This window comes from Rhodanobacter thiooxydans, assembly GCF_021545845.1.
In the GTDB taxonomy this organism is placed as follows: Bacteria; Pseudomonadota; Gammaproteobacteria; order Xanthomonadales; family Rhodanobacteraceae; genus Rhodanobacter.
Genome location: NZ_CP088923.1, coordinates 2193717 through 2216919 on the forward strand (window position 1 = coordinate 2193717; position 23203 = coordinate 2216919).

General features: G+C 67.7%; 21 protein-coding genes and 4 tRNA genes. 20 read left to right on the plus strand and 5 right to left on the minus strand.

Features of this window, described 5'->3' with window-relative positions:
* Positions 1-19 precede the first annotated feature (19 nt).
* From pheA to LRK53_RS09795, 9 genes are all read left to right on the plus strand, one after another.
* Entirely contained in the window at positions 20-1108 is a 1089-nt protein-coding gene (pheA, locus tag LRK53_RS09755; RefSeq protein ID WP_027491707.1) for a prephenate dehydratase, read from the plus strand.
* Positions 1105-2415, plus strand: a complete 1311-nt coding sequence (gene aroA / locus LRK53_RS09760; RefSeq protein ID WP_027491708.1) for a 3-phosphoshikimate 1-carboxyvinyltransferase — start codon at positions 1105-1107, stop codon at positions 2413-2415. Before pheA ends, aroA begins: the two co-directional genes overlap by 4 nt.
* Before the next feature lie 53 nt (positions 2416-2468).
* On the plus strand, positions 2469-3248 hold the full coding sequence (gene kdsB / locus LRK53_RS09765) for a 3-deoxy-manno-octulosonate cytidylyltransferase (RefSeq protein WP_027491709.1): 780 nt from the start codon (positions 2469-2471) through the stop codon (positions 3246-3248).
* A gap of 250 nt (positions 3249-3498) precedes the next feature.
* On the plus strand, positions 3499-5340 hold the full coding sequence (uvrC, locus tag LRK53_RS09770) for an excinuclease ABC subunit UvrC (protein ID WP_027491710.1): 1842 nt from the start codon (positions 3499-3501) through the stop codon (positions 5338-5340).
* 72 nt (positions 5341-5412) lie between these two features.
* Complete coding sequence (gene pgsA / locus LRK53_RS09775) at positions 5413-6024, plus strand: CDP-diacylglycerol--glycerol-3-phosphate 3-phosphatidyltransferase (RefSeq protein WP_027491711.1); 612 nt, start codon at positions 5413-5415, stop codon at positions 6022-6024.
* Between the two features lie 52 nt (positions 6025-6076).
* Positions 6077-6152, plus strand: a tRNA-Gly gene (locus LRK53_RS09780).
* Between the two features lie 128 nt (positions 6153-6280).
* Positions 6281-6356, plus strand: a tRNA-Gly gene (locus LRK53_RS09785).
* An 84-nt stretch (positions 6357-6440) separates the two neighbouring features.
* Positions 6441-6514 (plus strand) — tRNA-Cys (locus LRK53_RS09790).
* Positions 6515-6816: 302 nt separating this feature from the next.
* Positions 6817-7197, plus strand: a complete 381-nt coding sequence (locus LRK53_RS09795) for an HU family DNA-binding protein (protein WP_027491712.1) — start codon at positions 6817-6819, stop codon at positions 7195-7197.
* A 93-nt stretch (positions 7198-7290) separates the two neighbouring features.
* Here the strand turns inward: LRK53_RS09795 and LRK53_RS09800 are convergent.
* The 5 genes from LRK53_RS09800 to LRK53_RS09820 all read right to left on the minus strand — a co-directional run bounded on the left by LRK53_RS09800 (position 7291) and on the right by LRK53_RS09820 (position 11303).
* Positions 7291-7374: transfer RNA gene (locus LRK53_RS09800), tRNA-Leu, on the minus strand.
* Between the two features lie 62 nt (positions 7375-7436).
* Positions 7437-8672, minus strand: coding sequence for a TraB/GumN family protein (locus LRK53_RS09805; RefSeq protein ID WP_027491713.1), 1236 nt, complete (start codon positions 8670-8672; stop codon positions 7437-7439).
* An 89-nt stretch (positions 8673-8761) separates the two neighbouring features.
* Positions 8762-9652: a carbon-nitrogen hydrolase gene (locus LRK53_RS09810; RefSeq protein ID WP_027491714.1), complete on the minus strand. Its 891-nt coding sequence runs from the start codon at positions 9650-9652 to the stop codon at positions 8762-8764.
* A gap of 57 nt (positions 9653-9709) precedes the next feature.
* Entirely contained in the window at positions 9710-10744 is a 1035-nt protein-coding gene (locus tag LRK53_RS09815; RefSeq protein ID WP_027491715.1) for an agmatine deiminase family protein, read from the minus strand.
* A gap of 193 nt (positions 10745-10937) precedes the next feature.
* Positions 10938-11303: a hypothetical protein gene (locus LRK53_RS09820; protein WP_027491716.1), complete on the minus strand. Its 366-nt coding sequence runs from the start codon at positions 11301-11303 to the stop codon at positions 10938-10940.
* Between the two features lie 207 nt (positions 11304-11510).
* Here LRK53_RS09820 and LRK53_RS09825 point away from each other — a divergent pair, with 207 nt between their 5' ends.
* From LRK53_RS09825 to LRK53_RS09875, 11 genes are all read left to right on the plus strand, one after another.
* A complete protein-coding gene (locus LRK53_RS09825) occupies positions 11511-13439 on the plus strand; it encodes an ABC-F family ATP-binding cassette domain-containing protein (RefSeq protein ID WP_027491717.1) in 1929 nt (642 codons plus the stop codon).
* Positions 13440-13443: 4 nt separating this feature from the next.
* Positions 13444-14364 (plus strand): phosphoglycerate mutase, encoded by a 921-nt coding sequence (locus tag LRK53_RS09830; RefSeq protein WP_027491718.1) that lies wholly within the window; start codon positions 13444-13446, stop codon positions 14362-14364.
* On the plus strand, positions 14361-16169 hold the full coding sequence (locus LRK53_RS09835; protein ID WP_051257492.1) for a single-stranded-DNA-specific exonuclease RecJ: 1809 nt from the start codon (positions 14361-14363) through the stop codon (positions 16167-16169). The genes LRK53_RS09830 and LRK53_RS09835 overlap by 4 nt, the downstream gene beginning before the upstream one ends.
* A gap of 66 nt (positions 16170-16235) precedes the next feature.
* Positions 16236-16601, plus strand: coding sequence for a SpoIIAA family protein (locus LRK53_RS09840; protein ID WP_027491720.1), 366 nt, complete (start codon positions 16236-16238; stop codon positions 16599-16601).
* Positions 16602-17117: 516 nt separating this feature from the next.
* A complete protein-coding gene (gene asnB / locus LRK53_RS09845) occupies positions 17118-18785 on the plus strand; it encodes an asparagine synthase B (protein WP_027491721.1) in 1668 nt (555 codons plus the stop codon).
* 153 nt (positions 18786-18938) lie between these two features.
* A protein-coding gene (gene prfB / locus LRK53_RS09850) for a peptide chain release factor 2 (protein ID WP_185754570.1) occupies positions 18939-20064 on the plus strand; the annotation gives its coding sequence in 2 pieces (ribosomal slippage) (positions 18939-19013 and positions 19015-20064; 1125 coding nt in all).
* A gap of 27 nt (positions 20065-20091) precedes the next feature.
* Positions 20092-20451, plus strand: a complete 360-nt coding sequence (locus tag LRK53_RS09855) for a hypothetical protein (protein WP_027491723.1) — start codon at positions 20092-20094, stop codon at positions 20449-20451.
* Between the two features lie 72 nt (positions 20452-20523).
* The gene (lysS, locus tag LRK53_RS09860) at positions 20524-22044 is read left to right on the plus strand and encodes a lysine--tRNA ligase (RefSeq protein WP_027491724.1); all 1521 of its coding nucleotides are present in this window, start codon (positions 20524-20526) and stop codon (positions 22042-22044) included.
* Positions 22041-22535 (plus strand): PaaI family thioesterase, encoded by a 495-nt coding sequence (locus tag LRK53_RS09865; RefSeq protein WP_027491725.1) that lies wholly within the window; start codon positions 22041-22043, stop codon positions 22533-22535. The genes lysS and LRK53_RS09865 overlap by 4 nt, the downstream gene beginning before the upstream one ends.
* A gap of 51 nt (positions 22536-22586) precedes the next feature.
* Entirely contained in the window at positions 22587-22889 is a 303-nt protein-coding gene (locus LRK53_RS09870) for a YciI family protein (RefSeq protein ID WP_027491726.1), read from the plus strand.
* 8 nt (positions 22890-22897) lie between these two features.
* On the plus strand, positions 22898-23143 hold the full coding sequence (locus LRK53_RS09875; protein ID WP_027491727.1) for a BolA family protein: 246 nt from the start codon (positions 22898-22900) through the stop codon (positions 23141-23143).
* Positions 23144-23203: the final 60 nt, after the last annotated feature.

Genomic DNA, 23203 nt, shown 5'->3' on the forward strand with positions numbered 1-23203 from the left:
CATCCAGGCGGCTGAACGCATGACCGATCCCAAGACCCCGTTGAGCGAGATGCGCGAGCGCATCGACAGCATCGACCGGCAGATCCAGCAGCTGATTTCCGAACGCGCGAACCACGCACGCACGGTGGCGAAGGTAAAGGGCGAAGGGCTCTCCGCGATCGACTACTACCGTCCCGAGCGCGAAGCCCACGTGCTGCGCATGGTGGTGGACCGCAACCAGGGACCGTTGTCCGACGTCGAGATGGTGCGGCTGTTTCGCGAGATCATGTCGTCCTGCCTGGCGCAGGAAGACCCGCTGAAGATCGGCTTCCTCGGTCCGGAGGGCACCTTCAGCGAACAGGCCGTGCGCAAGCATTTCGGCCATGCCGCCTATAGCCTGCCGCTGGGCAGCATCGAGGAGGTGTTCCAGGAAGTCGCCGCCGGGCACGCCGACTTCGGCGTGGTGCCGGTGGAGAATTCGGGGCAGGGCATGATCCAGGTGACCCTGGACATGTTCCTCACTTCCGCGGCCACCATCTGCGGCGAGATCGAGCTGCGCGTGCACCAGTGCCTGCACTCGCGCAGCGGCAGGCTGGAGGACGTGCGCCGCATCTATGCCCATGCGCAGTCGCTGCAGCAGTGCAAGACCTGGTTGCGCATCAACCTGCCCGAGATCGAGTGCATTGCGGTGTCGAGCAACGCCGAGGCGGCACGACTGGCGCTGCATGCCGACGATGTCGCGGCGATCGCCGGTGAAAGCGCAGGCAAGGTCTACCGGCTGAAGACAGTGGCGCAGGGCATCGAGGACCGCGCCGACAACACCACCCGCTTCCTGGTGATCGGCCGCACGCTGTTCCCGCCCTCGGGCAACGACCGTACTTCGCTGCTGGTCACGGTGAACGACAAGCCTGGCGCGCTGTACGACGTGCTCAACCCGTTCGCGAAGCACGGCGTCAGCCTGAACCGGATCGAATCGCGGCCGGCGCATACCGGCAAATGGCAGTACGCGTTCTTCATTGATGTCTCCGGCCATATCGACGATCTCGCGCTGCAGGCGTCGGTGCAGGAGATCGGTACGTCGGCGGCGACCATCCGCGTGCTCGGCTCCTACCCGGTAGCGCTGCCTTGAGCGGCCGCCTGGACTGGAGCAGCCGGCCCGGTGGCCCGCTGCGCGGCAGCGTGCGCGTGCCCGGCGACAAGTCGGTATCGCATCGCGCGCTGATGCTGGCGGCGATCGCCGAGGGCGATTCGCGCATCCGCGGCTTTCTCGAAGGCGAGGACACCCGCGCCACCGCCGCCGTGCTGGCGCAGCTCGGCGTGCGCATCGACACGCCGTCGCCCGGCGAGCGCGTAGTGCACGGCGCGGGCCTGCACGGCCTGCGCGGCACCACGCAGGCGCTGGACTGCGGCAACGCCGGCACCGGCATGCGCCTGCTGGCCGGGCTGCTGGCAGGACAGGCGTTCGACAGCACCCTGGTCGGCGACGCCTCGTTGTCGAAGCGGCCGATGCGCCGCGTCACCGACCCGCTGGCGCTGATGGGCGCGCGCATCGACACGCAAGGCGGTCTGCCGCCGCTGCACGTGCATGGTGGCCAGCCGCTGCACGGCATCCGCTACGAGCTGCCGGTGGCCAGCGCGCAGGTGAAGTCGGCATTGCTGCTGGCCGGCCTGTATGCCAACGGCGATACCGAGATCATCGAGCCGCATCCGACCCGCGACTACACCGAACGCATGCTGGCCGCGTTCGGCTGGCCGATCGCGTTCGCGCCAGGCCGGGCGAAACTTTCCGGCGGCCATGTGCTGCGCGCCACCGATGTGGAGGTGCCAGCCGATTTCTCCTCGGCGGCGTTTTTCCTGGTCGCCGCGAGCATCGTACCCGGCTCCGAACTGCGCCTGCCCGCGGTGGGCCTCAACCCGCGCCGCACCGGCCTGCTTGAGGCGTTGCGCCTGATGGGCGCGAACATTGCGATCGAGCAGGAGCGCGAGGCGGGTGGCGAGCCGGTGGGTGACCTCGTGGTTCGCCATGCGCCGCTGCATGGCGTCGAGCTGCCCGAGGCGCTGGCGCCGGACATGATCGACGAGTTTCCTGCGTTGTTCATTGCCGCCGCCGCCGCCGGTGGGACCACGGTGATCCGCGGCGCGGCCGAGCTGCGGGTGAAGGAGTCTGACCGCATCGCCACCATGGCCGCCGGCCTGCGCACGCTCGGCGTGGCGATCGAGGAAACTCCGGACGGCGCGGCCATCCACGGCGGTCGGCTGGGCGGCGGCACGGTGGAAAGCCATCTGGACCACCGCATCGCGATGAGTTTCGCGGTGGCCGGCCTGGTTGCCGCCGGGCCAGTGCGGATCAACGACTGCAGCCACGTCGCCACTTCGTTTCCCGGCTTCCAGGAACTGGCCAACGGCTGTGGCTTCGCGCTGCAGGTTGCGCCGTGAATCGGCCACGCGCAGCGCTGCGCTAGGCTTGCCGCCTGACCCAAGGATCACCCATGTCAAACGCGGTACCCCCGTTCATCGTCGCCATTCCCGCCCGCTACGGTTCGACCCGGCTGCCGGCCAAGCCGTTGCGCGCAATCGGTGGCGTGCCGATGGTGGTGCGCGTGGCGCAGCGCGCGATGCAGGCCGGCGCCCGTCAGGTGGTGGTGGCGGTGGACGATCGCCGCATCGCCGACGCGCTGGCCGGGCAGGAAGGCGTGGACGTCTGCATGACCCGCAGTGACCACGCCTCGGGCAGTGACCGGCTGGCCGAGTGCGCCAGCCACTACGGCTGGGCCGCTGACAGCATCGTGGTGAACCTGCAGGGCGACGAACCGTTCGCACCCGCCGCCGGCATCCGCGCGGTGGCGCAGGCGCTGGCCGGCGACGACGCGCCAATGGCCACCCTGGCCACGCCGATCATCGACGCCGAGGAGCTGTTCGACCCCAACGTGGTGAAGCTGGTGCGCGCCGCCAACGGCCGCGCGCTCTACTTCAGCCGCGCGCCGCTGCCGTGGGCGCGCGATGCGTTCGCCATCGACCGCCACGCGCTGCCGTCCGGTTCGCCGTTCCTGCGTCACATCGGCATCTATGCCTACCGCGCCGGCTTCCTCGAGCGCTACAGCCGCCTGTCGCGCACGCCGCTGGAGCAGACCGAATCGCTGGAACAGCTGCGCGTGCTGGAGCATGGCCATGCGATTGCGGTGCGGCTGACCCCGGAGCCGTTCCCGCCCGGCATCGACACCGAGGCCGACCTGGAACGTGCGGAGCAGTGGCTGCGCACGCGGCATTGAGAGCCTGCAGAACAAACTCTCGAGCCGGCCGCGAGTCGGCCGCACCCGTGCATGATTCGCGTGAGCGAGTCCGTACAAATCCGTCAGCAACGGATTTGAACAGCCACCGGCCGGCCCGCAGGAGGCATGCCGTGGATGGCATGCATGTGCCGGACTCGCGACGGAAGAAAACCACAGAGAGTGGCTTTTTTCACGGGCCTTGAGCCACCACATCGGACGGGTCGCCCTCCGCACCCGTTAGAATCCCTTCATGCAGTCCGCGCAACCACCCCCCTTCGACGGCAAGGCCTTCGTCCGCACGCTCACCACCTCGCCCGGCGTCTACCGCCACTTCGACGCAGCCGGCGAGCTGCTCTACGTGGGCAAGGCGGGCAACCTCAAAAAGCGCGTCGGCAGCTATTTCCTGAAGCCGCGGATGGAACCGCGCATCGCCGCGATGGTGGCGCAGATCGCCCGCGTCGAGATCACCGTGACGCGCACCGAGGGCGAGGCGCTGCTGCTGGAATCGCAGCTGATCAAGTCATTGAAGCCGCGCTACAACATCCTGCTGCGCGACGACAAGAGCTACCCGTACATCTATCTTTCCACCGGCGAGGACTACCCGCGGCTGGCCTTCCATCGCGGCGCGAAGAACCTGCCGGGGCGCTACTTCGGGCCGTACCCGAGCGTCTACGCGGTACGCGAAAGCCTCAACCTGATGCAGAAATTGTTCAAGGTGCGCCAGTGCGAGGACAGCTATTTCCGCAACCGCACGCGGCCGTGCCTGCTGTACCAGATCGGCCGTTGCAGCGCGCCGTGCGTGGGGCTGATCAGCGTGGAGGATTACCGCAACGACGTGCGCCATGCCGAGATGTTCCTGGAAGGGCGCAGCAACGCGGTGATCGACGAACTGGCCGAGGCGATGGAGCAGGCCAGCAAGGCGCTGCAGTTCGAGCGCGCGGCGAAACTGCGCGACCAGGTGGCCGCGCTGCGCCAGCTGCAGGCGCAGCATCACGTGCAGGGCGCTAGCGCCGACATGGACGTGCTCGCCTGCCGCATCGAGGCGGGCATGGCCTGCGTCAGCGTGCTGTTCTTCCGCGACGGCATCAGCCTGGGCACGCGCGACTTCTTCCCGCGCTTGCCGCTGGATGCCGAGCCGGCCGACGTGCTGGCGCAGTTCATCACGCAGTACTACCTGGATCGGCCGGTGCCGCGCGAGCTGATCCTGGGCGAGCCGCTGGCCGATCAGGAGATCCTGGCCGAGCTGCTCGGCCAGCAGGCTGGCCATGCGGTGGATCTGAAATCCAGCGTGCGTGGCGAGCGAGCACAGTTCCTGCAGATGGCCGAACGCAACGCGCAGGCCTCGCTGACCGCGCGGCTGGCCAGCCGGCAGACCCTGGGCACGCGTTTCGACGACCTGCAGAAGGTGCTGGGACTGGACGAGTCGCCACGCCGCATCGAGTGCTTCGACATCAGCCACACCATGGGCGAACTGACCGTCGCCTCGTGCGTGGTGTTCGGCCCGGAAGGACCGGAGAAATCGCACTATCGCCGCTTCAACATCACCGGCATCACCCCCGGTGACGACTACGCGGCGATGCACCAGGCGTTGACCCGGCGCTTCCGCAAGCTGGCCGAAGGCGAGGGTGCGCGTCCCGACGTGCTGCTGATCGACGGCGGTAGCGGGCAGGTGGCGCAGGCGCTGGGCGTGCTGAGGGAACTTGGCGTCGACGGCATCGAGGTGGTCGGCGTGGCGAAGGGGCCGGGCCGGCGCGCCGGCGAAGAGACACTGGTGCTCGCGCGGCTCGAATCGGGAAGTCCCGGGCGCGAGTTGCACCCGGGCTCGTCGTCGCCCGCGCTGCACCTGGTCGCGGCAGTGCGCGACGAGGCGCACCGTTTCGCCATCAGCGGCCACCGCAAGCGGCGTGAGAAGGCGCGCGAGCACAGCGTGCTGGAGGACGTACCGGGTATCGGCGCGCGTCGTCGTTCCGCCCTGCTGAAGGCGTTTGGCGGCATGCAGGGACTGGAGCGCGCCGGTGTCGAGGAGCTGATGCAGGTCAAAGGCATCGACCGCGGCCTGGCCGAACGCATCTACGCCAGCCTGCACGGCTGATCGCCCACGCGCATTCACTCGGCAGTGGCGCGCGGGCATGCGAAACTGCACAGCAAACCATCGGGACGAACCATGCACATCAACCTGCCGACCTGGCTGACCCTCTTCCGCGTTGCCTTGCTGCCGGTGATGGTGGTGGTGTTCTACCTGCCGTTTCCGGGGCACAACATCACGGCGGCGGTCGTGTTCCTGCTGGCGGCGATCACCGACTGGCTGGACGGCTACCTGGCGCGGCGGCTGAACCTCACCTCGGCGTTCGGCGCGTTCCTCGATCCGGTGGCTGACAAGCTGATGGTGACGGTGACGCTGTTCCTGCTGGTCGAGTCGCACCGCGGCGGTTGGTCCGGCATCCTGATGGCAGTGACCGCGGCGGTGATCGTGGGGCGCGAGATCAGCGTGTCGGCACTGCGCCAATGGATGGCCGAAATCGGCATGCGCGCCACGGTCAAGGTCGCCTTCATCGGCAAGCTGAAGACCACGATGCAGATGGTCGCGCTGGTGGTGCTGATCGTGCAGCACGAGAAGGCGGCCGAGGCGCTGCGGCTGTACCACATCGGCGAGGCCCTGCTGGTGGTTGCCGGCATACTCACGATCTGGTCGGGCCTGTACTACCTGCGCGCCGCCTGGCCCAGCCTGAGCGCGGACGGGGCAGGCGCGACGGCGGCCGGCAAGGATGGCGCCTGAGCTGCGCGGGCTTGACGATCCGCATTCACGTATTAGAATGCGCGGCTCCGATGCGGGAATAGCTCAGTTGGTAGAGCACGACCTTGCCAAGGTCGGGGTCGCGAGTTCGAGTCTCGTTTCCCGCTCCAGTTTGCAGACAAAGCCCCGGCCCGTCCGGGGCTTTGTCGTAGCGGCGCCTCCTGCGCATGCCATGCCGGCAATCCGTGTCGAGGCTATTCACAGGCGAACCCGTTCTGCTATGATTCGCGGCTCCGATGCGGGAATAGCTCAGTTGGTAGAGCACGACCTTGCCAAGGTCGGGGTCGCGAGTTCGAGTCTCGTTTCCCGCTCCAATTTTCAGGCAGAACCTCGGTCCACCGGGGTTTTGTTTTTTACAGGCAAGCTGCGATCATCATGGTCGCGATGCACCAAGCAATGGCCAGGTGGCAGAGTGGTCATGCAGCGGACTGCAAATCCGCGTACGCCGGTTCGATTCCGACCTTGGCCTCCATTGCGCAACCGGCTGCAGGCAGCCGCAGGAAACCCGCCCTCGGCGGGTTTTTTTGTGCCGTTTCGAACGGCGGGTTTCGGGCTCTCCGTGCCGTGCGGGTCGAGGCATGCAAGAGCGTGCATGCCGCAGAGGCATGGCCGTTTCGCACTTGCCATCGGCCGTGGGGTAGTCGATTGCGTCATTGCCGCGGTTTTTTTGCGGTTTTTTCCGCTCGACCCGTTGGCGGCACCGCCGAATTCCCCTACATTCAGCGTGCCGCGAGGCATACGAACCAACCATCACATATTCACGAGGGGAAACCCATGGCAAAGACGCAGAAAGCAGCTGCAAAGAGCAAGCCGGCATCCAAGGCCGCACCCGCCGCACCCAAGCCGATCAAGGAAGTCCTGAGCAAGTCCAGCCTGGTGGCGCACATCGCTGAAGCCAGCGGTGTGGTGGCCAAGGATGTGCGCGCCGTGCTGGCAGCGCTGGAAGGCGCGGTGGCCGGCTCGGTGCACAAGAAGGGCGCCGGCTCGTTCCAGTTGCCTGGTCTGCTGAAGATCACCGCGGTCAGCGTGCCGGCCAAGCCGAAGCGCAAGGGCATCAACCCGTTCACCAAGGAAGAGCAGTGGTTCGCGGCCAAGCCGGCGTCGACCAAGATCAAGATCCGCCCGCTGAAGAAGCTGAAGGACGCGGCAGCCTGATCGTTCCGGGTTCCCCGGTACAGGCAATCAAAAGTGCGGCGGGCGATCCCGCCGCACTTTTTTTGTGGCTGCGCCGCAGGCGGGGAAGAGGTGTGCCCGGACCCGGGATCGAACCGGGATACCCGTGAGGGTGAGGGATTTTAAGTCCCTTGCGTCTACCAGTTTCGCCATCCGGGCGTGGCGTCCGCGGCGCTGCGCGGGCGCGCGCATCGTAGCATGCGTGGAGCCGCGGACCGGCTTCAGAACAGGCTCTTGAAGATGTGGATGCCGGCGCTGTACTCGCCGACGATGGTGCCCACGCTGACCAGGAAGAAGTTGAGCAGGGTGCGCGCCACGCGATTCTTCCACCAGCCGCTCCAGTGCACGATGTCGTCGCGCAGGGTGTCGAAGTCGACCACCCGCGGGTGGCGCGCCCAGGCTTCGGCCATCGCGCTGATGCCGCCAGCGGGGATGCCGGGGCGGAACGGTTTGATCGGCGCGGCGATGAAGGCGGCGACGACGCTGAGCGGATGGCCGCCAGCAACCAGGGCACCGAGCGCGGCGAAGCCGCCGGTGAACAGCACCCAGGCCATCAATGCTTGCGTACCCAGCGAGGCGTTGCGGTGGAAGGCCCAGATGATCGCGGCGAATACCAGCAGCACCAGCCCGGCGGCCACCCACTTCGGCCAGCGTGCCTTCGGCGGCGGGACGGCAAGCTCGGCGACCCTGGCGGCGGGATCGTCCTGCTGCTCGCGCAACTGGGTGCACAAGCCCTTGAGGTGGCCGGCGCCGATCACCACCAGCACGCGGCGATGTTCCGTCGTGGCCGCGCGCGCGGCTTCCTCGCGCAGGCGCGCGGCCATGAACGCGTCGCGCTCGCCGATCAGGCTGTCGTAGAGCGGTTTCGAGCTGCTGGCGAATTCGCTGAACGCGCTCTCCAGCAGGTCGCCCTGTTTCAGTTTCTCGATCTCGCTTTGTTCGATGTCCTCGCGCTCGAACACGCTGGCCAGCAGGCCGCCGAGCAGGCCGAAACGCTGCCAGAAGCCCACGCTGCGCCAGGCGCGCTTGAGCGTGGTGCCGACCTCGCGGTCGATCAGCCACAGCGGCAGCCCGCGCGCCTCGGCGCCGTCCATCGCGGCCTTCATTTCGGCGCCGGGCTGGATGCCGGACTGGTCGGCCAGACGTTTCTGGAAGGTCGACAGCACCAGGCTGGCGGCGACCATGCCGGCCTTGCCCTGGCGGATCACCTTGAACAGGTCCATCTGCTTGAACGCTTCGGGGTCGCGCATGCTTTGCGCGCGGCTGTCGCACAATTCCACCGCCACCGCGTCGAAGTGCTCGTGGTCCAGCAGCGCCTCGACCGCCTCCATGCTGCTGCGCGAGACATGCGCCGTGCCCAGCACCACGTATTCCACGCCGTCGTGCTGCACGCGCTCGATCGGCTGGCCCTGCAGGGCGGCGGGCAACGCAGTGACTTCGGTTTCGGGGGCGCTCATCCGTTCAGCAGGCCGGTCGTCGTGGGAGATCCAAGCATGGGGACGGCGGGCATGCGGAACAAGCCGGTACGGGCGAGGTCGGTGCGCTATCAGTCACGGAAGCGCTTGAGCAGGTCGGCGTAGGCGTCGATGCGGCGGTCGCGCAGGAACGGCCAGATCCGCCGCACGTGCTCGCTGCGCGCCAGGTCGACCTCGGCCAGCAGCAGTTCGCGCGCGTCGGTGCCGGCCTGGGCCAGCAACTCGCCCTGCGGGCCGGCGACGAAGCTGGAGCCCCAGAACTGGATGCCGGCACCGGTACCCGACGGGTCGGCCTCGAAGCCAGTGCGGTTGCACGACAGCAGCGGCAGCCCGTTGGCCACGGCGTGGCCGCGCTGCACGGTGATCCAGGCGTCGCGCTGGCGATCCTTCTCGGCCTGCGCGTCGTTCGGGTCCCAGCCGATCGCGGTGGGGTAGAGCAGCAGTTCGGCGCCGGCCAGCGCCATCAGGCGCGCCGCTTCCGGGTACCACTGGTCCCAGCACACCAGCACGCCGAGGCGGCCGACCGAGGTGTCGATCGGTTCGAAGCCAAGATCGCCCGGTGTGAAGTAGAACTTCTCGTAGAACGCCGGATCGTCGGGGACGTGCATCTTGCGGTAGACGCCGGCGATCGCCGCGGAGCGATCGAACACCACCGCGGTATTGTGGTACAGCCCGGCGGCGCGGCGCTCGAACAGCGAGGCGATAACCACCAGTTTCAATTCTTCGGCCAGCTTGCCGATGCGCGCCGTGGCCGGGCCGGGAATGCTCTCGGCCTGGTCGAAGATCTCCACCGATTCGTGCTGGCAGAAGTACGCGCCGTTGTGCAGTTCCTGCAGCAGCACCAGTTCCGCACCCGCCGCGGCGGCTTGGCGCAGGCCGGCGTCGATGGCATCGAGGTTGGCGTCGCGGCTGCCGCGGTCGGTTTCCTGCAACAGCGCGACCTTGAGGGTCTTGCGGGTCATCGGTGTGAATCCTCGGCGTGTCGCCAGCGTAGACCGTACAGTCTAACCGATGCAGTTTCAGGCGATTCCGGCGGGCAATTGCATGGTGATGCAATGCAGGCTGCCGTTCTGCCAGATCAGCGGGCGGCATGGCACCTGCACCACCTCGCGGCCCGGGTGCGCACTGCCGATGATGTGCGCGGCCTCGGCGTCGGCGGCGTCGCCGTAGGCCGGCACCAGCACGGCGCCGTTGACGATCAGGTAGTTCGCGTAGGACGCGGCAAGCCGGCGGCCTTGGTCGAGGATCGGCTGCGCCCACGGCAGCGGATACAGCTGGTACGGGCGGCCGTCGACGGTGCGCAGCGCGGCCAGTTCCTCGCCCATGCGCCGGAGTTCGTCGTGGTGGTGATCGGCCGCGTCGTCGCAGGCCTGGTACACGATGCGCTCGCCCGGCGCGAAGCGGGCGAGGGTGTCGATGTGCGCGTCGGTGTCGTCGCCTTCGAGGTAGCCGTGGCCCAGCCACAGCACGCGCTTCGCGTGCAGCCCATCGCGCAGGATCGCGTCCATCGCCTCGCGCGACTGCTCGGGGTGGCGCTGGTGCAGGCACTTCCAGGTGGTGAGCACGGTGCCGGCGCCATCGCTCTCGATGCCGCCGCCTTCCAATGCCCAGTCGATGCGCCGGTGCGTGGCATGGCCGAACACGCCAACCTGCACCAGGCCGGCGACCAGCGCGTCGTCCTGCGCGGCGCCGAACTTGCCGCCCCAGCCGGTGAAGCGGAAGTCGGTGAGCTGGAAGCCGCCGGCGGCGTCGGCGAGGGTGATCGGGCCGGAATCGCGCAGCCAGGTGTCGTCGTAGGGCAGCTCGACGAAGCGGACTTTCGAAAGGTCCACGCCGGCGTTGCGCAGCTGCAACTGCACGTGCGCGCGCAGCGCCGCGTCCGCGACCACGACGATCAGCGGCTGGAAGCGGGTGACCGCGGCGGCCAGCGCCACGTAGGTGGTTTCCACCGCGGCCAGCCGCTCGGCCCAGTCGGTGCCGGCATGCGGCCAGGCGATCAGCACCGCGGCCTGCGGTTCCCATTCCGCCGGCAGGCGCAAGGAGTGGTCGGTCATGACGGGATTTCCGTGGAGTGTGGTTTGGCGCCTGCGTCGGCGCCGGGCCGCACATTTTACGCGATGCATCGGGGCGGAACGGCGGGGGCGCCTTGTGCGTGCTTGCGGGGCGCTCGCCGGAATGGCGCACGGGAGCGCGCGCCATAAAAATGCGGCCCGCGTCGCCGCGGGCCGCATCGGTCGGAAAATCAGCTCAGTTGGCGTCTGCCGGGTTGGTGTTGTTGCCGGCCGGCGTATTGAGCACCGCGTGGATCACGTGGCTGTGCTCGAAGTACACGATGAAGTTCGAGTATTCCCAGCGGTTGATCTGCGGATGCTTCTTGCTGTCGCCGCCGCGCGGCGACAGTTTGCGCTGCGGCGCGCCCCAGGTCTTCTCGACCTGGGCCATGCTCAGCCCGCGGCGGGGCAGGTTCATGTCCTTTTCCTGCTGCACGCGGTGGATCAGCAGGCTGTCGCCGTGCTCGCGCGACTGAGCCGCACTGGCCAGCTGCGACGTGGCCAGGCCGGCGGCAGCAGCCAGCAGGATGACGATCGGCAAACTGCTCGTGAACTTGACCATTATGGCTCCCCTCTCCATACAAGGCTGTATGCGGCGTCGTTGTAGCAGAAGCGCCGGTGTTGCGCCACGCTGACGCCCGCCGAATGCGATGGGTTCGGCATTCGCCTGCGCGCGGCGGTACCAGGGTGCCTCGTCGGGAAGGGCGTCATCGCCGCTATCATGGGCGGCTGCGGGCGCCGACCCGCCCGCTTCCGATCCAGGCTTTCCATGATTTCCTTCCGACATTTCGCCTTGCGCCGCGGCAGCCGGCTGCTGCTTTCCGACATCGACCTGGTGATCCAGGGCGGCTGGCGCCTCGGCGTGATCGGCCGCAACGGCTGCGGCAAGTCCAGCCTGTTCGCCGCGCTGCAGGGCACGCTGGAGGGCGATGCCGGCGAGCTGGAGATGTCGGGCAAGCTGCGCCTCGCCTCGGTGGCGCAGGAAACCCCGGCGCTGCCGGATGCGGCGATCGACTACGTGCTGGGCGGCGATGAGGAACTGGCCGCCGCGATCCGCGACGAGGTCGACGCCGGCGAGCGCGGCGACATGGAGGCGATGGCGAAGGCGCACCACCGCATCGAGGAGCTGAACGGCTACGACGGCCGCGCCCGCGCCGGCCGCCTGCTGCACGGCCTGGGCTTCCCGTCGGAAACGCACGAGCGCGCGGTGCAGGAGTTTTCCGGCGGCTGGCGCGGCCGGCTGAACCTGGCGCGCGCGCTGATGTGCCCGTCCGACCTGCTGCTGCTCGACGAGCCGACCAACCACCTCGACCTCGACGCCGTGCTATGGCTGGAGGAATGGCTGCGCCGCTACCAGGGCACCTTGCTGATCATCTCGCACGACCGCGAGTTCCTCGACGGCGTGATCACCCACACGCTGCACCTCAACGAGGGCAAGGCGAAGCTGTATACCGGCAACTACAGCGCGTTCGAACGCCTGCGCGCCGAGCAGCTGCGCCAACAGCAGATCTCGCACGAGCGCGAGCAGGCCGAGCGGGCGCACCTGCAGTCCTTCATCGACCGCTTCAAGGCCAAGGCCAGCAAAGCCAAGCAGGCGCAATCGCGGATGAAGCGGCTGGAGAAGCTGTCCGGCACCGAGGCGGTGCGCGCCGAGCGGCCCTTCAGCTTCCAGTTCCCGGTACCGGGACGGCTGCCCGATTCGATGCTGCAGCTGGAGGACATCGTCGCCGGCTACCTGGCCGATCCGTCCACGCACGGGAACGAGGCGGCGCACATCGTGTTGTCCGACGTGCGCTTCAGCATCGAGGCGGGCGAGCGCATCGGCCTGCTCGGCCCGAACGGCGCGGGCAAGTCCACCCTGGTGAAGACCCTGGTCGGCGAGCTCGAACCGTTCGGCGGCGAGCGCAAGGTGCACAAGGACCTGAAGATCGGCTACTTCGCCCAGCACACGGTGGAAAGCCTGCGCGAAGGGGCGAGCCCGCTCGACCACCTGCAGGACAAGGCGCCGGGCGTGGCCACCCAGGTCATGCGCGATTTCCTCGGCACCTGGAATTTCGCCGGTGACCGCGCATTCGAGTCGGTGGACGGTTTTTCCGGCGGCGAACGCGCGCGCCTGGCGCTGGCGCTGATCGCCTGGGACAAGCCGAACCTGCTGCTGCTGGACGAGCCGACCAACCACCTCGACCTGGACATGCGCGAGGCGCTGGCCGACGCGCTGGCCGATTTCGACGGCGCGCTGGTGCTGGTCTCGCACGATCGCCATTTGCTCGGCATGGTCTGCGACAGCTTCTGGCGCGTCGCTGACGGCGAGGTGGCGCCGTTCGACGGTGACTTGGACGACTACGCGCGCTGGCTGAAGACGCGTACCGCCGCGAACAAGAAAGCGGCGAAGGCCGATGCGACGACGAAGCCGGTGGTCAAGGTCATGGAAGTTCCGCCGGAAGAGCGCCGTCGGCAGGCTGCGGCCCAGCGTGATGAGGAAAAAGCCGCGCGCCAGCGGGTAAAGAAGATCGAGACGCGCACCGCCAGCATCGACACCGAGCTGGCCGCGCTGGAGGCACAACTGGCCGACCCGGCCACCTACAACGGCCCGACCAGCGACATGATGCGACTGGGCCAGCGCCAGACCGAACTGCGCGGTGAGAAGGAATCGCTGGAAACCGAGTGGCTGGCATTGGTCGAACAACTGGAAGCCTGAAGAAATGTCCAAGTCGGAGCGATCGCTGCAACTGTGGCTGCCCTCTTTGGCGCACGTCGAGCCGGCGCATCCGCTGCGTGCATGGTTGCCCCGAGCCGACCGACTGCCGGACGGCGGCATTGGCTACCTCGGCGGCCTGGGCGAATATTTTTCCGGCGTCGACGCGAGCGTGCCGGCCGCGGCGATCACCCGCGAGTTCCTTGCCGGCGATGCGGATGGCGAGGTCTGGCTGGCGGCCGATCCAGCATGGATACAGCCGGACATGAACGGCGTGCGCCTGCTCGCCTGCGGCCGCATGGGTCTGGACATGGATGAAGCACGTGTGCTGGCCGAGCCGCTGCGGCCGGTGTTCGACGAGGCCGGCATGCAGTTGGAGCTTTCCACGCCGGACCACTGGCACCTGCGCCTGCTGGCCGATACCCCGCTGCCCGGCCTCGCCGCGCCCGAGCAGGCGCTGGGCGAAGACCTCGCACAGCACCTGCCGCAAGGTCCGGAAGGACGCCGCTGGCGCGTGCTGCTCAACGACATCCAGGTTCTGTTGCACCAGCATCCGCGGAACGCCGCGCGGCAGGCGCGCGGCCAGTCGCCGGTCAACAGCCTGTGGTTGTGGGGTGGCGGGCGCCTGCCGCCGCCCGCGACCAGCGAGCTGGCGGGCGTGGTCAGCGATGACCTGCTGCTGCGCGCGCTGGCCGCACGTGCCGGCATTGCCCAGCAGTCGCGCGCGGCCGAGGCGATCGCCGGCGGCGGGGCCGGTTGGCTGATCGACCTGCAGGACCTGCCGCCGCAGGAGATTGCCACGCACTGGTGGCCGGCACTGCTGCCGCTGCTTGAACGCCAGCCCGTCGTGCTGCATTTCGCCGGCGGCGAACGCTGGCTGCACAAACCCCGGCACCGCTGGCGCCTCTGGCGCGGGGCCGGGCGTTGAGCGTGCTGCAACTGCGCCGGCGCGAGAGCAAGGGCGCGCCGCGTGGCTGGCCGGATTCGGTGCACCCGGTGCTGCAGCGGATCTACGCCGCACGCGGCGTGCTGGAACCCGGCCAGGCCGAGCACCGGCTGGCGCGGATGCTGTCGCCGCAGTTGCTGGGCGGCATGGCGCAGGCGGTCGAGCTGCTGGTCGAGGCGATCCGCGACGACTGGGCCATCCTGATCGCCGGCGACTACGACTGCGACGGCGCCACCGGTACCGCGGTGGCGGTGCGCGGGCTGCGCCTGCTCGGGGCGCGGCGGGTGGATTACGCAATCCCCAATCGCTTTGCGCATGGTTACGGTCTGAGCCCGGCCTTCGTCGCCTCGCTGCAGCCTACGCCGCAGCTGATCGTCACCGTCGACAACGGCGTGGCCAGCGTCGCCGGCGTGGCGGCGGCGCAGGCGCGCGGCATCAAGGTCATCGTCACCGACCACCACCTGCCGGGCGAACAGTTGCCGGCTTGCGACGCGCTCGTGAACCCCAACGTAGGTCCTGAGAAATGCGGGCAGGGAAGCCCGCTTTTTGACTCTCGCGTGCAGGACGCACGCATGAAAAACCTGGCTGGCGTGGGGGTAATGTTCTACCTGTTGCTGGCGCTGCGTGCGAAGTTGCACGGGCAGGGCGCGTTCGGCGCGGCGAAACCCGATCTGTCGCCGCTGCTTGACCTGGTGGCGCTGGGTACGGTGGCCGACCTGGTGCCGCTGGATTTCAACAACCGCGTGCTGGTCGAGGCCGGTCTGCAACGCATGCGCAGCGGCCGTGCCTGCGCCGGCATCGCCGCGCTGGTCGAGGTAGGCAAGCGCAGCCTGGCCACGCTGTGCTCCACCGACCTGGCCTTCACCGTGGGGCCGCGGCTGAACGCGGCGGGGCGCCTGGAAGACATGCGCCTCGGTGTGGCCTGCCTGCTCACCGATGATGCCGCGCAGGCGCGCCGCCATGCCGAACAGCTCGATGCGATCAACCGCGAGCGGCGCGATCTGCAGGCGTCGATGGTGGCCGAGGCCGAGCTGATGGCCGCCAGCCTCGGCCACACGGACGCGGTGGGCGTGGCCCTGTTCGAGCCGTCGTGGCACGCCGGCGTGGTTGGTCTGGTCGCCTCCAAGCTGAAGGAGCGGCTGCACCGCCCGGTGATCGCGTTCGCGCCCGCCGGCATTGAAGAGTGCGGCGAGGGATCGCCGCCTTTTGATTCTGGCGCGCAGGAAGTGCGCACAGGTAACACCCAACTGCGTGGCTCGGCGCGGTCGATCCCCGGGTTCCACATCCGCGACGCACTGGCCGCGATCGACGCGCGCCAGCCTGGCCTGATCGAGCGCTTCGGCGGCCACGCGATGGCCGCGGGGCTGAGCCTGAAGGCCGACGACTACCCGCGCTTCGCCGCCGCCTTCGACGCGATCGCGCGCGAGCTGATCGAGCCCGAACGCCTGCAGGCCGTGCTCTATACTGACGGCGAACTGCCGCCCGGCGCCGCCACGCTGGCGCTGGCCCGGCAATTGCGTGAAGCCGGGCCGTGGGGCCAGGCCTTCCCCGAGCCGCTGTTCGACAACCTGTTCGACTGTGCCGGCTGGAAGCTGATGGGCGAACGTCACCTGCGCCTGCAACTGCGCGATCCGCGCGACGGCGCCGTGCACGATGCGGTGATGTTCAACGCATACCACGGGCAGCCGCCGCCACCCCGGCTGCGCGCGGCCTATGAGTTGACCATCAACGACTGGCAGGGCCGCGAAAGCCCGCGCCTGCTGCTGCGGCACATCGAGCCGGCCTGATTCCGCTTGCACGTTTTTCACGCGGTCGGGGCCAGACTGGGCTCACCCCGCTCATGGAGAACGCCAGTGATCGCCCTGATCGAAGGATTGCCACCCGGCACGCTCGGCTTCCGTGCCCACAGTCAGGTGACGACGGAAGATTACGAGAAGGTCATCGTGCCGGATGTCGAAGCGGCGTTCGCGCTCAACCGCAAGCTGCGCATGCTGTATGTCACCGCCGACGATTTCACCGGCTTCGACCCGGGCGCCCTATGGGATGACGCTAAGCTGGGCATGCGCCATTTCAGCGGTTGGGACCGCATCGCGCTGGTCACCGACGTGCCGTGGCTGCGCGGTACGGCGGTCGCCTTCAGCTTCGCCATCCCGGCGCAGTTTCGCCTGTTCCATGGCGCGGAGATCGAGGAAGCCACCCGCTGGGTCACGGTCCCTTGAACTCGCCCTTGGCGGGAGCCCGCTGGCGGGCGATGCTCTGGGACCAGGCTCGGGATGACCAGACGTTCGTCTGTTGAGAGCCGGGATTCGCAAAAGCCAAAGCATCGCCCGCGAGCGGGCTCCTACAGTGATTGGATCGCACCCGCACTTGCCAGACGCCGCGGAATCTGTTCAAGTTGGCCCATGCATTCCGTCGCTGCCAGCCATCTGAACCTTACCGCGCCTTCCGCGCGGGGCTTCGTGCCGGCCGGCAACAACAATAATCGCGCGAACAATAACGCCAACCGTTGGCGGACCCGCGCGTAGCTGCAAGTTTCATCGAATACGCGAAAAGGCCCGCCCAGTGCGGGCCTTTTTTTGTGCGCGAATCCATCCGCGCAAGCGCAAAAACCGGCCATCCATGGCCGATGTTTCAACTTTGTGCGCGGTTCCATCCGCGCAAGAGCAACACCTGGCCAGCCATGGCCGACTCTTCACAAAAGCGGTATTCACCACCAGTAACTGAGGAACTTCACTATGTGTTCGATTTTCGGAATGTTCGATCTGCAGCCGGGCGACGACCTGGCGGCGCTGCGCCGGCAGGCGCTGGAGCTGTCGCAGCGCCAGCGCCATCGCGGGCCGGATTGGAGCGGGGTATTCGTCGATGCCGGGGTGATCCTGGTGCACGAGCGGCTGGCCATCGTCGACCCCGCCAGCGGCGCGCAGCCGCTGCGTTCGCGTGACGGCGCGCTGGCGCTGGCGGTGAACGGCGAGATCTACAACCACCGCGAGTTGGCATCCGGACTGGGCTACGACTTCACCACCGGCTCGGACTGCGAGGTGATCAACGCGCTGTACCGCGAGCAGGGCAGCGATTTCGTCGGCCGGCTCAACGGCATCTTCGCGTTTGCGCTGTGGGACGGCGCGGCGCAGCGTTACCTGATTGCGCGCGACCCGATCGGCGTCTGCCCGCTGTACTGGGGGCACGATGCACAGGGCCGCCTGTGCGTGGCGTCGGAGATGAAAGCGCTGGTCGGCGTCTGCGCGGACGTGGCGCCGTTTCCGCCCGGCCATGTGTACGACAGCGTCAGCGGCGAATTGCAGCGTTATTACGACAAGCCTTGGCGCGACTACGCCGCCACGCGCGGCCATGACGTGGCGGCACCGGCCTTGCGCAAGGCGTTCGAGCAGGCGGTGCATCGCCAGCTGATGACCGACGTGCCTTACGGCGTGCTGCTTTCGGGCGGGCTGGATTCCTCGCTGGTCGCTGCCTGCGCCGCGCAGTTCGCGCGCGAACGAGTCGAGGACGACGACCGCAGCGAGGCCTGGTGGCCGCGTCTGCATTCGTTCGCGATCGGACTGGAAGGCTCGCCCGACCTGGCCGCCGCGCAGGTCGCCGCCGATGCGCTGGGCACCGTACACCACGGCTTCGTCTATACCTTCTGGGAGGGGCTCGACGCGCTGCCGGAAGTGATCCGCCACATCGAGACCTACGACGTCACCACCATCCGCGCCGCCACGCCGATGTACCTGCTGGCGCGGCGGATCAAGGCAATGGGGGTGAAGATGGTGCTGTCCGGCGAAGGCAGCGACGAGATCTTCGGCGGCTACCTGTACTTCCACAAGGCGCCCTCGGCGGAGGCCTTCCACGAGGAAACCGTGCGCAAGCTCGACGCGCTGCACAGCTACGACTGCCTGCGCGCGAACAAGGCGATGATGGCCTGGGGCGTGGAGGCGCGGGTGCCGTTCCTCGACCTGGAATTCATCGACGTGGCGATGGGGCTGGATGCCGCGCGCAAGATGGCCGGCAACGGCAAGATCGAGAAGCACGTGTTGCGCGAGGCGTTCGACGGCGCCTTGCCGAAGGAAATCCTGTGGCGACAGAAGGAGCAGTTTAGCGACGGCGTGGGCTATGGCTGGATCGACGGGCTGAAGGCACATGCGGAGCAGGCGGTCAGCGACCGCGAGTTCGCTGCGGCGGCGGCACGCTACCCGTTCAACACGCCGGCGACCAAGGAGGCGTATTTCTACCGGCGCATCTTCGAACGGCATTTCCCCGGCGAAGCCTGCGCGGCCACCGTGCCTGGCGGCAAGTCGATCGCCTGTTCCTCGCCGGCGGCGCTGGCGTGGGACCCGGCGTTCGCCAACGCGGCCGATCCGTCCGGGCGGGCGGTGAGAGGCGTCCACGCCCAGGCGCTGGCGTGAATTTGGCCGGCTGGTCGTAGGGCGGGCACTGCCCGCCCGCTTTTGACGGGTCATGACCAGGATCGGCGGGCAGTGCCCGCCCTACAATGCGAGGGCGCCTGCGGCAAACGGGTCTGTTATTCTTGTGCGCTTGCCTCCCACAATGATTTCGCCATGATCGAGACCAATCCCATCCATGCGCAGATCGCCGACCTTCGCGGTCGGGTCGAGTCGCTTAGGGGGTATCTTTGACTACGCTACGAAAAGCGAACGTCTGGAAGAAGTAACCCGTGAACTGGAAAGCCCCACCGTGTGGGACGACCCGGCCAACGCGCAGGAACTGGGCCGCGAGCGCGCCCGCCTGCACACCATCGTCCACGGCATCGACACGCTGACCGCCGGCCTGAATGACGCCGGTGACTTGCTGGAGATGGCCATCGCCGACAGCGACGACGAGACCGCGCAATCGGTGATCGACGACCTGACCAAGCTGGAATCGCAGGTCGGCAAACTGGAGTTCCAGCGCATGTTCTCCGGCAAGATGGATGCGATGAACGCGTTCGTCGACATCCAGGCCGGTGCCGGCGGCACCGAGGCGCAGGATTGGGCCGAAATGCTGCTGCGCATGTACCTGCGCTGGTGCGAGCACCGCGGCTGGAAGGTCGAGCTGATGGAAGTCAGCGGCGGCGAGGTGGCCGGCATCAAGTCCGCCACGTTCCGCGTCGAGGGCGACTACGCCTATGGCTGGCTGAAGACCGAGATCGGCGTGCACCGGCTGGTGCGCAAGAGTCCGTTCGATTCGGACAACCGCCGCCATACCAGTTTCACCTCGGTGTTCGTCTCGCCGGAAGTGGACGACAGTATCGAGATCGACATCAACCCGGCCGACCTGAAGACCGACGTGTACCGTTCGTCGGGCGCCGGCGGCCAGCACGTCAACAAGACCGAGTCGGCGGTGCGTATCACGCACATTCCCACCAACACGGTGGTGGCGTGCCAGACTGAGCGCAGCCAGCATGCGAACCGCGACCGCGCGATGAAGATGCTGGCCGCCAAGCTGTATGAACTGGAAGTGCAGAAGCGCAACGCCGAGAGGGATGCGCTGGAAGCCACCAAGTCCGACATCGGCTGGGGCAGCCAGATCCGCAACTACGTGCTGGACCAGAGCCGCATCAAGGACCTGCGCACCGGCATCGAGCGTTCCGACACCCAGAAAGTGCTCGACGGCGACCTCGACGAGTTCATCGAGGCGAGCCTGAAATCCGGCCTCGAGGCCGGCGCCAAGCGCATCGACGCGTAAGTTCCGATCATTGACGAGGTGACCTGCATGAACGGCAAGAAGATCTGCATCATCGTGTTTGCCTGCACCGCACTGGCGACCTTCGGCACGGTCGCGCAGTCGCAACAGGGCGGCGCCGGCCAGGGCATCAAGCAGGATGCGAAGGACGTGGGCCACGGCGTCGCCAACGGCGCCCGCGATGTGGGCCATGCCACCAAGCACGTTGCCAAGAAGGTCGGCCATGGCGCCAAGGAAGCCGGCACCGGCATCGGCCACGGCGCGAAGAAGGCGGGCATCGCGGTCGGCCATGGCGCCAGGGACGCCGGCATCGCCATCGGTCATGGCGCGAAGGAAGGCTGGGAGGCCACCAAGGGCGCCACCAAAAAAGTGTTCAACAAGGGCGATTGATCGCCCCGATACTCCCTCCACCACGACACATGTGCCGGCCGGCCCGCGTGCGCCGGTCACCACGGAAGCCCCATGAGCGAAGTCACCGATACCCTGCCTGCCGCCGATGAGAATAAGCTGATCGCCGAGCGCCGCGAAAAACTCAAGGCGTTGCGCGGGCAGGGCATCGCGTTCCCGAACGACTTCAAGGTCGACAGCTTCGCCGGTGACCTGCAGGCCGAGTTCGCTGACAAGAACGTGCACACAGCCGAGGCGGTCGAGGCTGCCGCGCGCCGGGTGAAGATGGCCGGGCGCATCGTGCTCAAGCGCGTGCAGGGCAAGGTCAGCTTCGTGCAGCTGCAGGATTTCAGCGGACGCATCCAGCTGTTCATCCACCAAGGCACGGTGGGCGAGGTCTACGAGGCGTTCAAGGGCTGGGACATGGGCGACATCGTGGGTGCCGAAGGCACGCTGATGCGCACCAAGACCGGTGAGCTCTCGGTGCGGGTCGACCAGTTGCGCCTGCTGACCAAGAGCCTGCGCCCGCTGCCGGACAAGCACCACGGCATGGCCGACGTGGAGCAGCGCTACCGCCAGCGCTACGTCGACCTGATCGTCACCGAGGAAGCGCGGCGCACCTTCATGCTGCGCTCGAAGATCATCGGCTACATGCGCCAGTGGCTGGAGGCGCCGGCGCGCCGCTTCATGGAAGTGGAGACGCCGATGATGCACATCATTCCCGGCGGCGCCACCGCCAAGCCGTTCGTCACCCACCACAACGCGCTGGACCTGGACCTGTACCTGCGCGTGGCGCCGGAGCTGTACCTGAAGCGGCTGGTGGTCGGCGGCTTCGACCGCGTCTACGAGATCAACCGCAACTTCCGCAACGAGGGCGTGTCGACCCGGCACAACCCCGAGTTCACCATGCTGGAGCTGTACCAGGCTTACGCCACCTACCACGAGATCATGGACCTCACCGAGAGCGTGATCCGTGACACCGCGCAGGCCGTGCTCGGCACCACGCAACTGGAATGGGACGGCGCCGCGATCGACGTCGGTCCGGCGTTCCGCCGCTGGCGCATGGAAGACGCCGTGCTGGAGCACAACCCGGAGATCCGGCGCGAGGAACTGCGCGACCGCACGGCGATGGCCGCGCACGCCAAGCGGCTCGGCGTGCAGGTCAAGGACGGCTACGGTTGGGGCAAGCTGCTGCTGGAGATCTTCGAGAAGACGGTGGAACACACCCTGATCCAGCCCACCTTCATCATCCAGCACCCGGTGGAAGTGTCGCCGCTGGCGCGCGAGAACGACACCGACAAGGGCATCACCGACCGTTTCGAGCTGTTCATCAACGGCAAGGAGATCGCCAATGGTTTCTCTGAGTTGAACGACCCGGAAGACCAGGCTGCGCGCTTCAAGGCCCAGGTGGAAGCCAAGGACGCCGGCGACGACGAGGCGATGCACTTCGACGCCGACTACATCCGCGCGCTGGAAGTGGGCCTGCCGCCCACCGGCGGCTTGGGCATCGGCATCGACCGGCTGGTGATGCTGCTGACCGGCTCGTCCTCGATCCGCGACGTGCTGCTGTTCCCGTACATGCGGCCGGAAGCGTGAGCCTCGACACGCCCGCGCTGCAGGACCTGGCCGCTCCCGACGGCGTCTGCTACGGCTGCGGCAGCGCCCATCCACGTGGCCTGCACATCAAGAGCCACTGGCACGAGGATGGCGTGCACGTGGTGAGCACCCATCTGCCGGGCGCCGATTTCCACGGCTGGCCGGGGCTTGTCTACGGTGGCCTGATCGCCATGCTGGTGGATTGTCATTCCAACTGGACCGCGATGGCCGACCACTACCGCGCCGAGCATCGCGCGCCGGACAGCAAGCCGCGCATCGACTGCGTCACCGGCAATCTCGGCATCAGGTTCCTCAAGCCCACCCCGATGGACGTGCCGCTGACGCTGAAGGCACGCGTGGAGGGCGAGGTCGGGCGCAAGACCCGCGTGCTGTGCGAGGTCTACGCCGGCGAGGTGATGACCGCGCTGGGCGACTCGATCTTCGTGCGCGTCGACACGGCGCAGCTGGCTGCGGCCGCGCGGAACGCCTGAGCGGCGGCGTGGGTTAAACTTGCGGTTTCGCCGAAACCCGGAGCCCGCATCATGTGGTTTGCCATCCTCGGAACGGACGTTGCCGATTCGCTGGAGAAGCGCAAGGGCGCGCGTCCGGCGCATATCGCGCGCTTGCAGGCGCTGCTGGACGAGGGGCGGTTGTTCGTTGCCGGCGCGTTCCCGGCGATCGAGTCCGAAGATCCAGGCCCGGCCGGTTTCAGCGGCAGCCTGATCCTCGCCGAGTTCCCGTCGCTGGCCGAGGCCCGCGCCTGGGCCGATGCCGACCCCTATGTGGCGGCCGGCGTCTATGCCCAGGTGCAGATCAAGCCATTCCGCAAGGCCTTGCCGGCGTGAGCGAGGCGATGATCGAACAAATCCGCCAGCGCCTGATCCAGGCACTGGCACCCACCGAACTGGAAATCGTCGACGAAGGCCACCTGCATGTCGGACATGCCGGCGAGGGCAAGGGCCATTTCCACGTGCGTATTGTCAGCCCCGCGTTCGCCGGGCTGTTGCCGATCCGCCGCCACCGCCTGGTTTATGCGGCGCTGGACGGGTTGATGGACAACGGAATCCACGCCTTGTCGATCGATGCGAAAAACAAGTAATTTTGAAACAACGAGTTATATAGAACTCTTCAGCTGTTACTTCACGCGGAAACGCATTGC

What these genes read in the sequence shown, in the direction of transcription:
- LRK53_RS09810 (WP_027491714.1), bottom strand. Translation starts at nt 9,652, where the DNA reads ATGACCCGCAAGACCCTCAAGGTCGCGCTGTTGCAGGAAACCGACCGC.
- LRK53_RS09855 (WP_027491723.1), top strand. Translation starts at nt 20,092, where the DNA reads ATGAACGGCAAGAAGATCTGCATCATCGTGTTTGCCTGCACCGCACTG.
- LRK53_RS09815 (WP_027491715.1), bottom strand. Translation starts at nt 10,744, where the DNA reads ATGACCGACCACTCCTTGCGCCTGCCGGCGGAATGGGAACCGCAGGCC.
- lysS (WP_027491724.1), top strand. Translation starts at nt 20,524, where the DNA reads ATGAGCGAAGTCACCGATACCCTGCCTGCCGCCGATGAGAATAAGCTG.
- pgsA (WP_027491711.1), top strand. Translation starts at nt 5,413, where the DNA reads ATGCACATCAACCTGCCGACCTGGCTGACCCTCTTCCGCGTTGCCTTG.
- LRK53_RS09805 (WP_027491713.1), bottom strand. Translation starts at nt 8,672, where the DNA reads ATGAGCGCCCCCGAAACCGAAGTCACTGCGTTGCCCGCCGCCCTGCAG.
- kdsB (WP_027491709.1), top strand. Translation starts at nt 2,469, where the DNA reads ATGTCAAACGCGGTACCCCCGTTCATCGTCGCCATTCCCGCCCGCTAC.
- pheA (WP_027491707.1), top strand. Translation starts at nt 20, where the DNA reads ATGACCGATCCCAAGACCCCGTTGAGCGAGATGCGCGAGCGCATCGAC.
- LRK53_RS09825 (WP_027491717.1), top strand. Translation starts at nt 11,511, where the DNA reads ATGATTTCCTTCCGACATTTCGCCTTGCGCCGCGGCAGCCGGCTGCTG.
- LRK53_RS09795 (WP_027491712.1), top strand. Translation starts at nt 6,817, where the DNA reads ATGGCAAAGACGCAGAAAGCAGCTGCAAAGAGCAAGCCGGCATCCAAG.
- LRK53_RS09870 (WP_027491726.1), top strand. Translation starts at nt 22,587, where the DNA reads ATGTGGTTTGCCATCCTCGGAACGGACGTTGCCGATTCGCTGGAGAAG.
- uvrC (WP_027491710.1), top strand. Translation starts at nt 3,499, where the DNA reads ATGCAGTCCGCGCAACCACCCCCCTTCGACGGCAAGGCCTTCGTCCGC.
- LRK53_RS09875 (WP_027491727.1), top strand. Translation starts at nt 22,898, where the DNA reads ATGATCGAACAAATCCGCCAGCGCCTGATCCAGGCACTGGCACCCACC.
- LRK53_RS09830 (WP_027491718.1), top strand. Translation starts at nt 13,444, where the DNA reads ATGTCCAAGTCGGAGCGATCGCTGCAACTGTGGCTGCCCTCTTTGGCG.
- LRK53_RS09820 (WP_027491716.1), bottom strand. Translation starts at nt 11,303, where the DNA reads ATGGTCAAGTTCACGAGCAGTTTGCCGATCGTCATCCTGCTGGCTGCT.
- asnB (WP_027491721.1), top strand. Translation starts at nt 17,118, where the DNA reads ATGTGTTCGATTTTCGGAATGTTCGATCTGCAGCCGGGCGACGACCTG.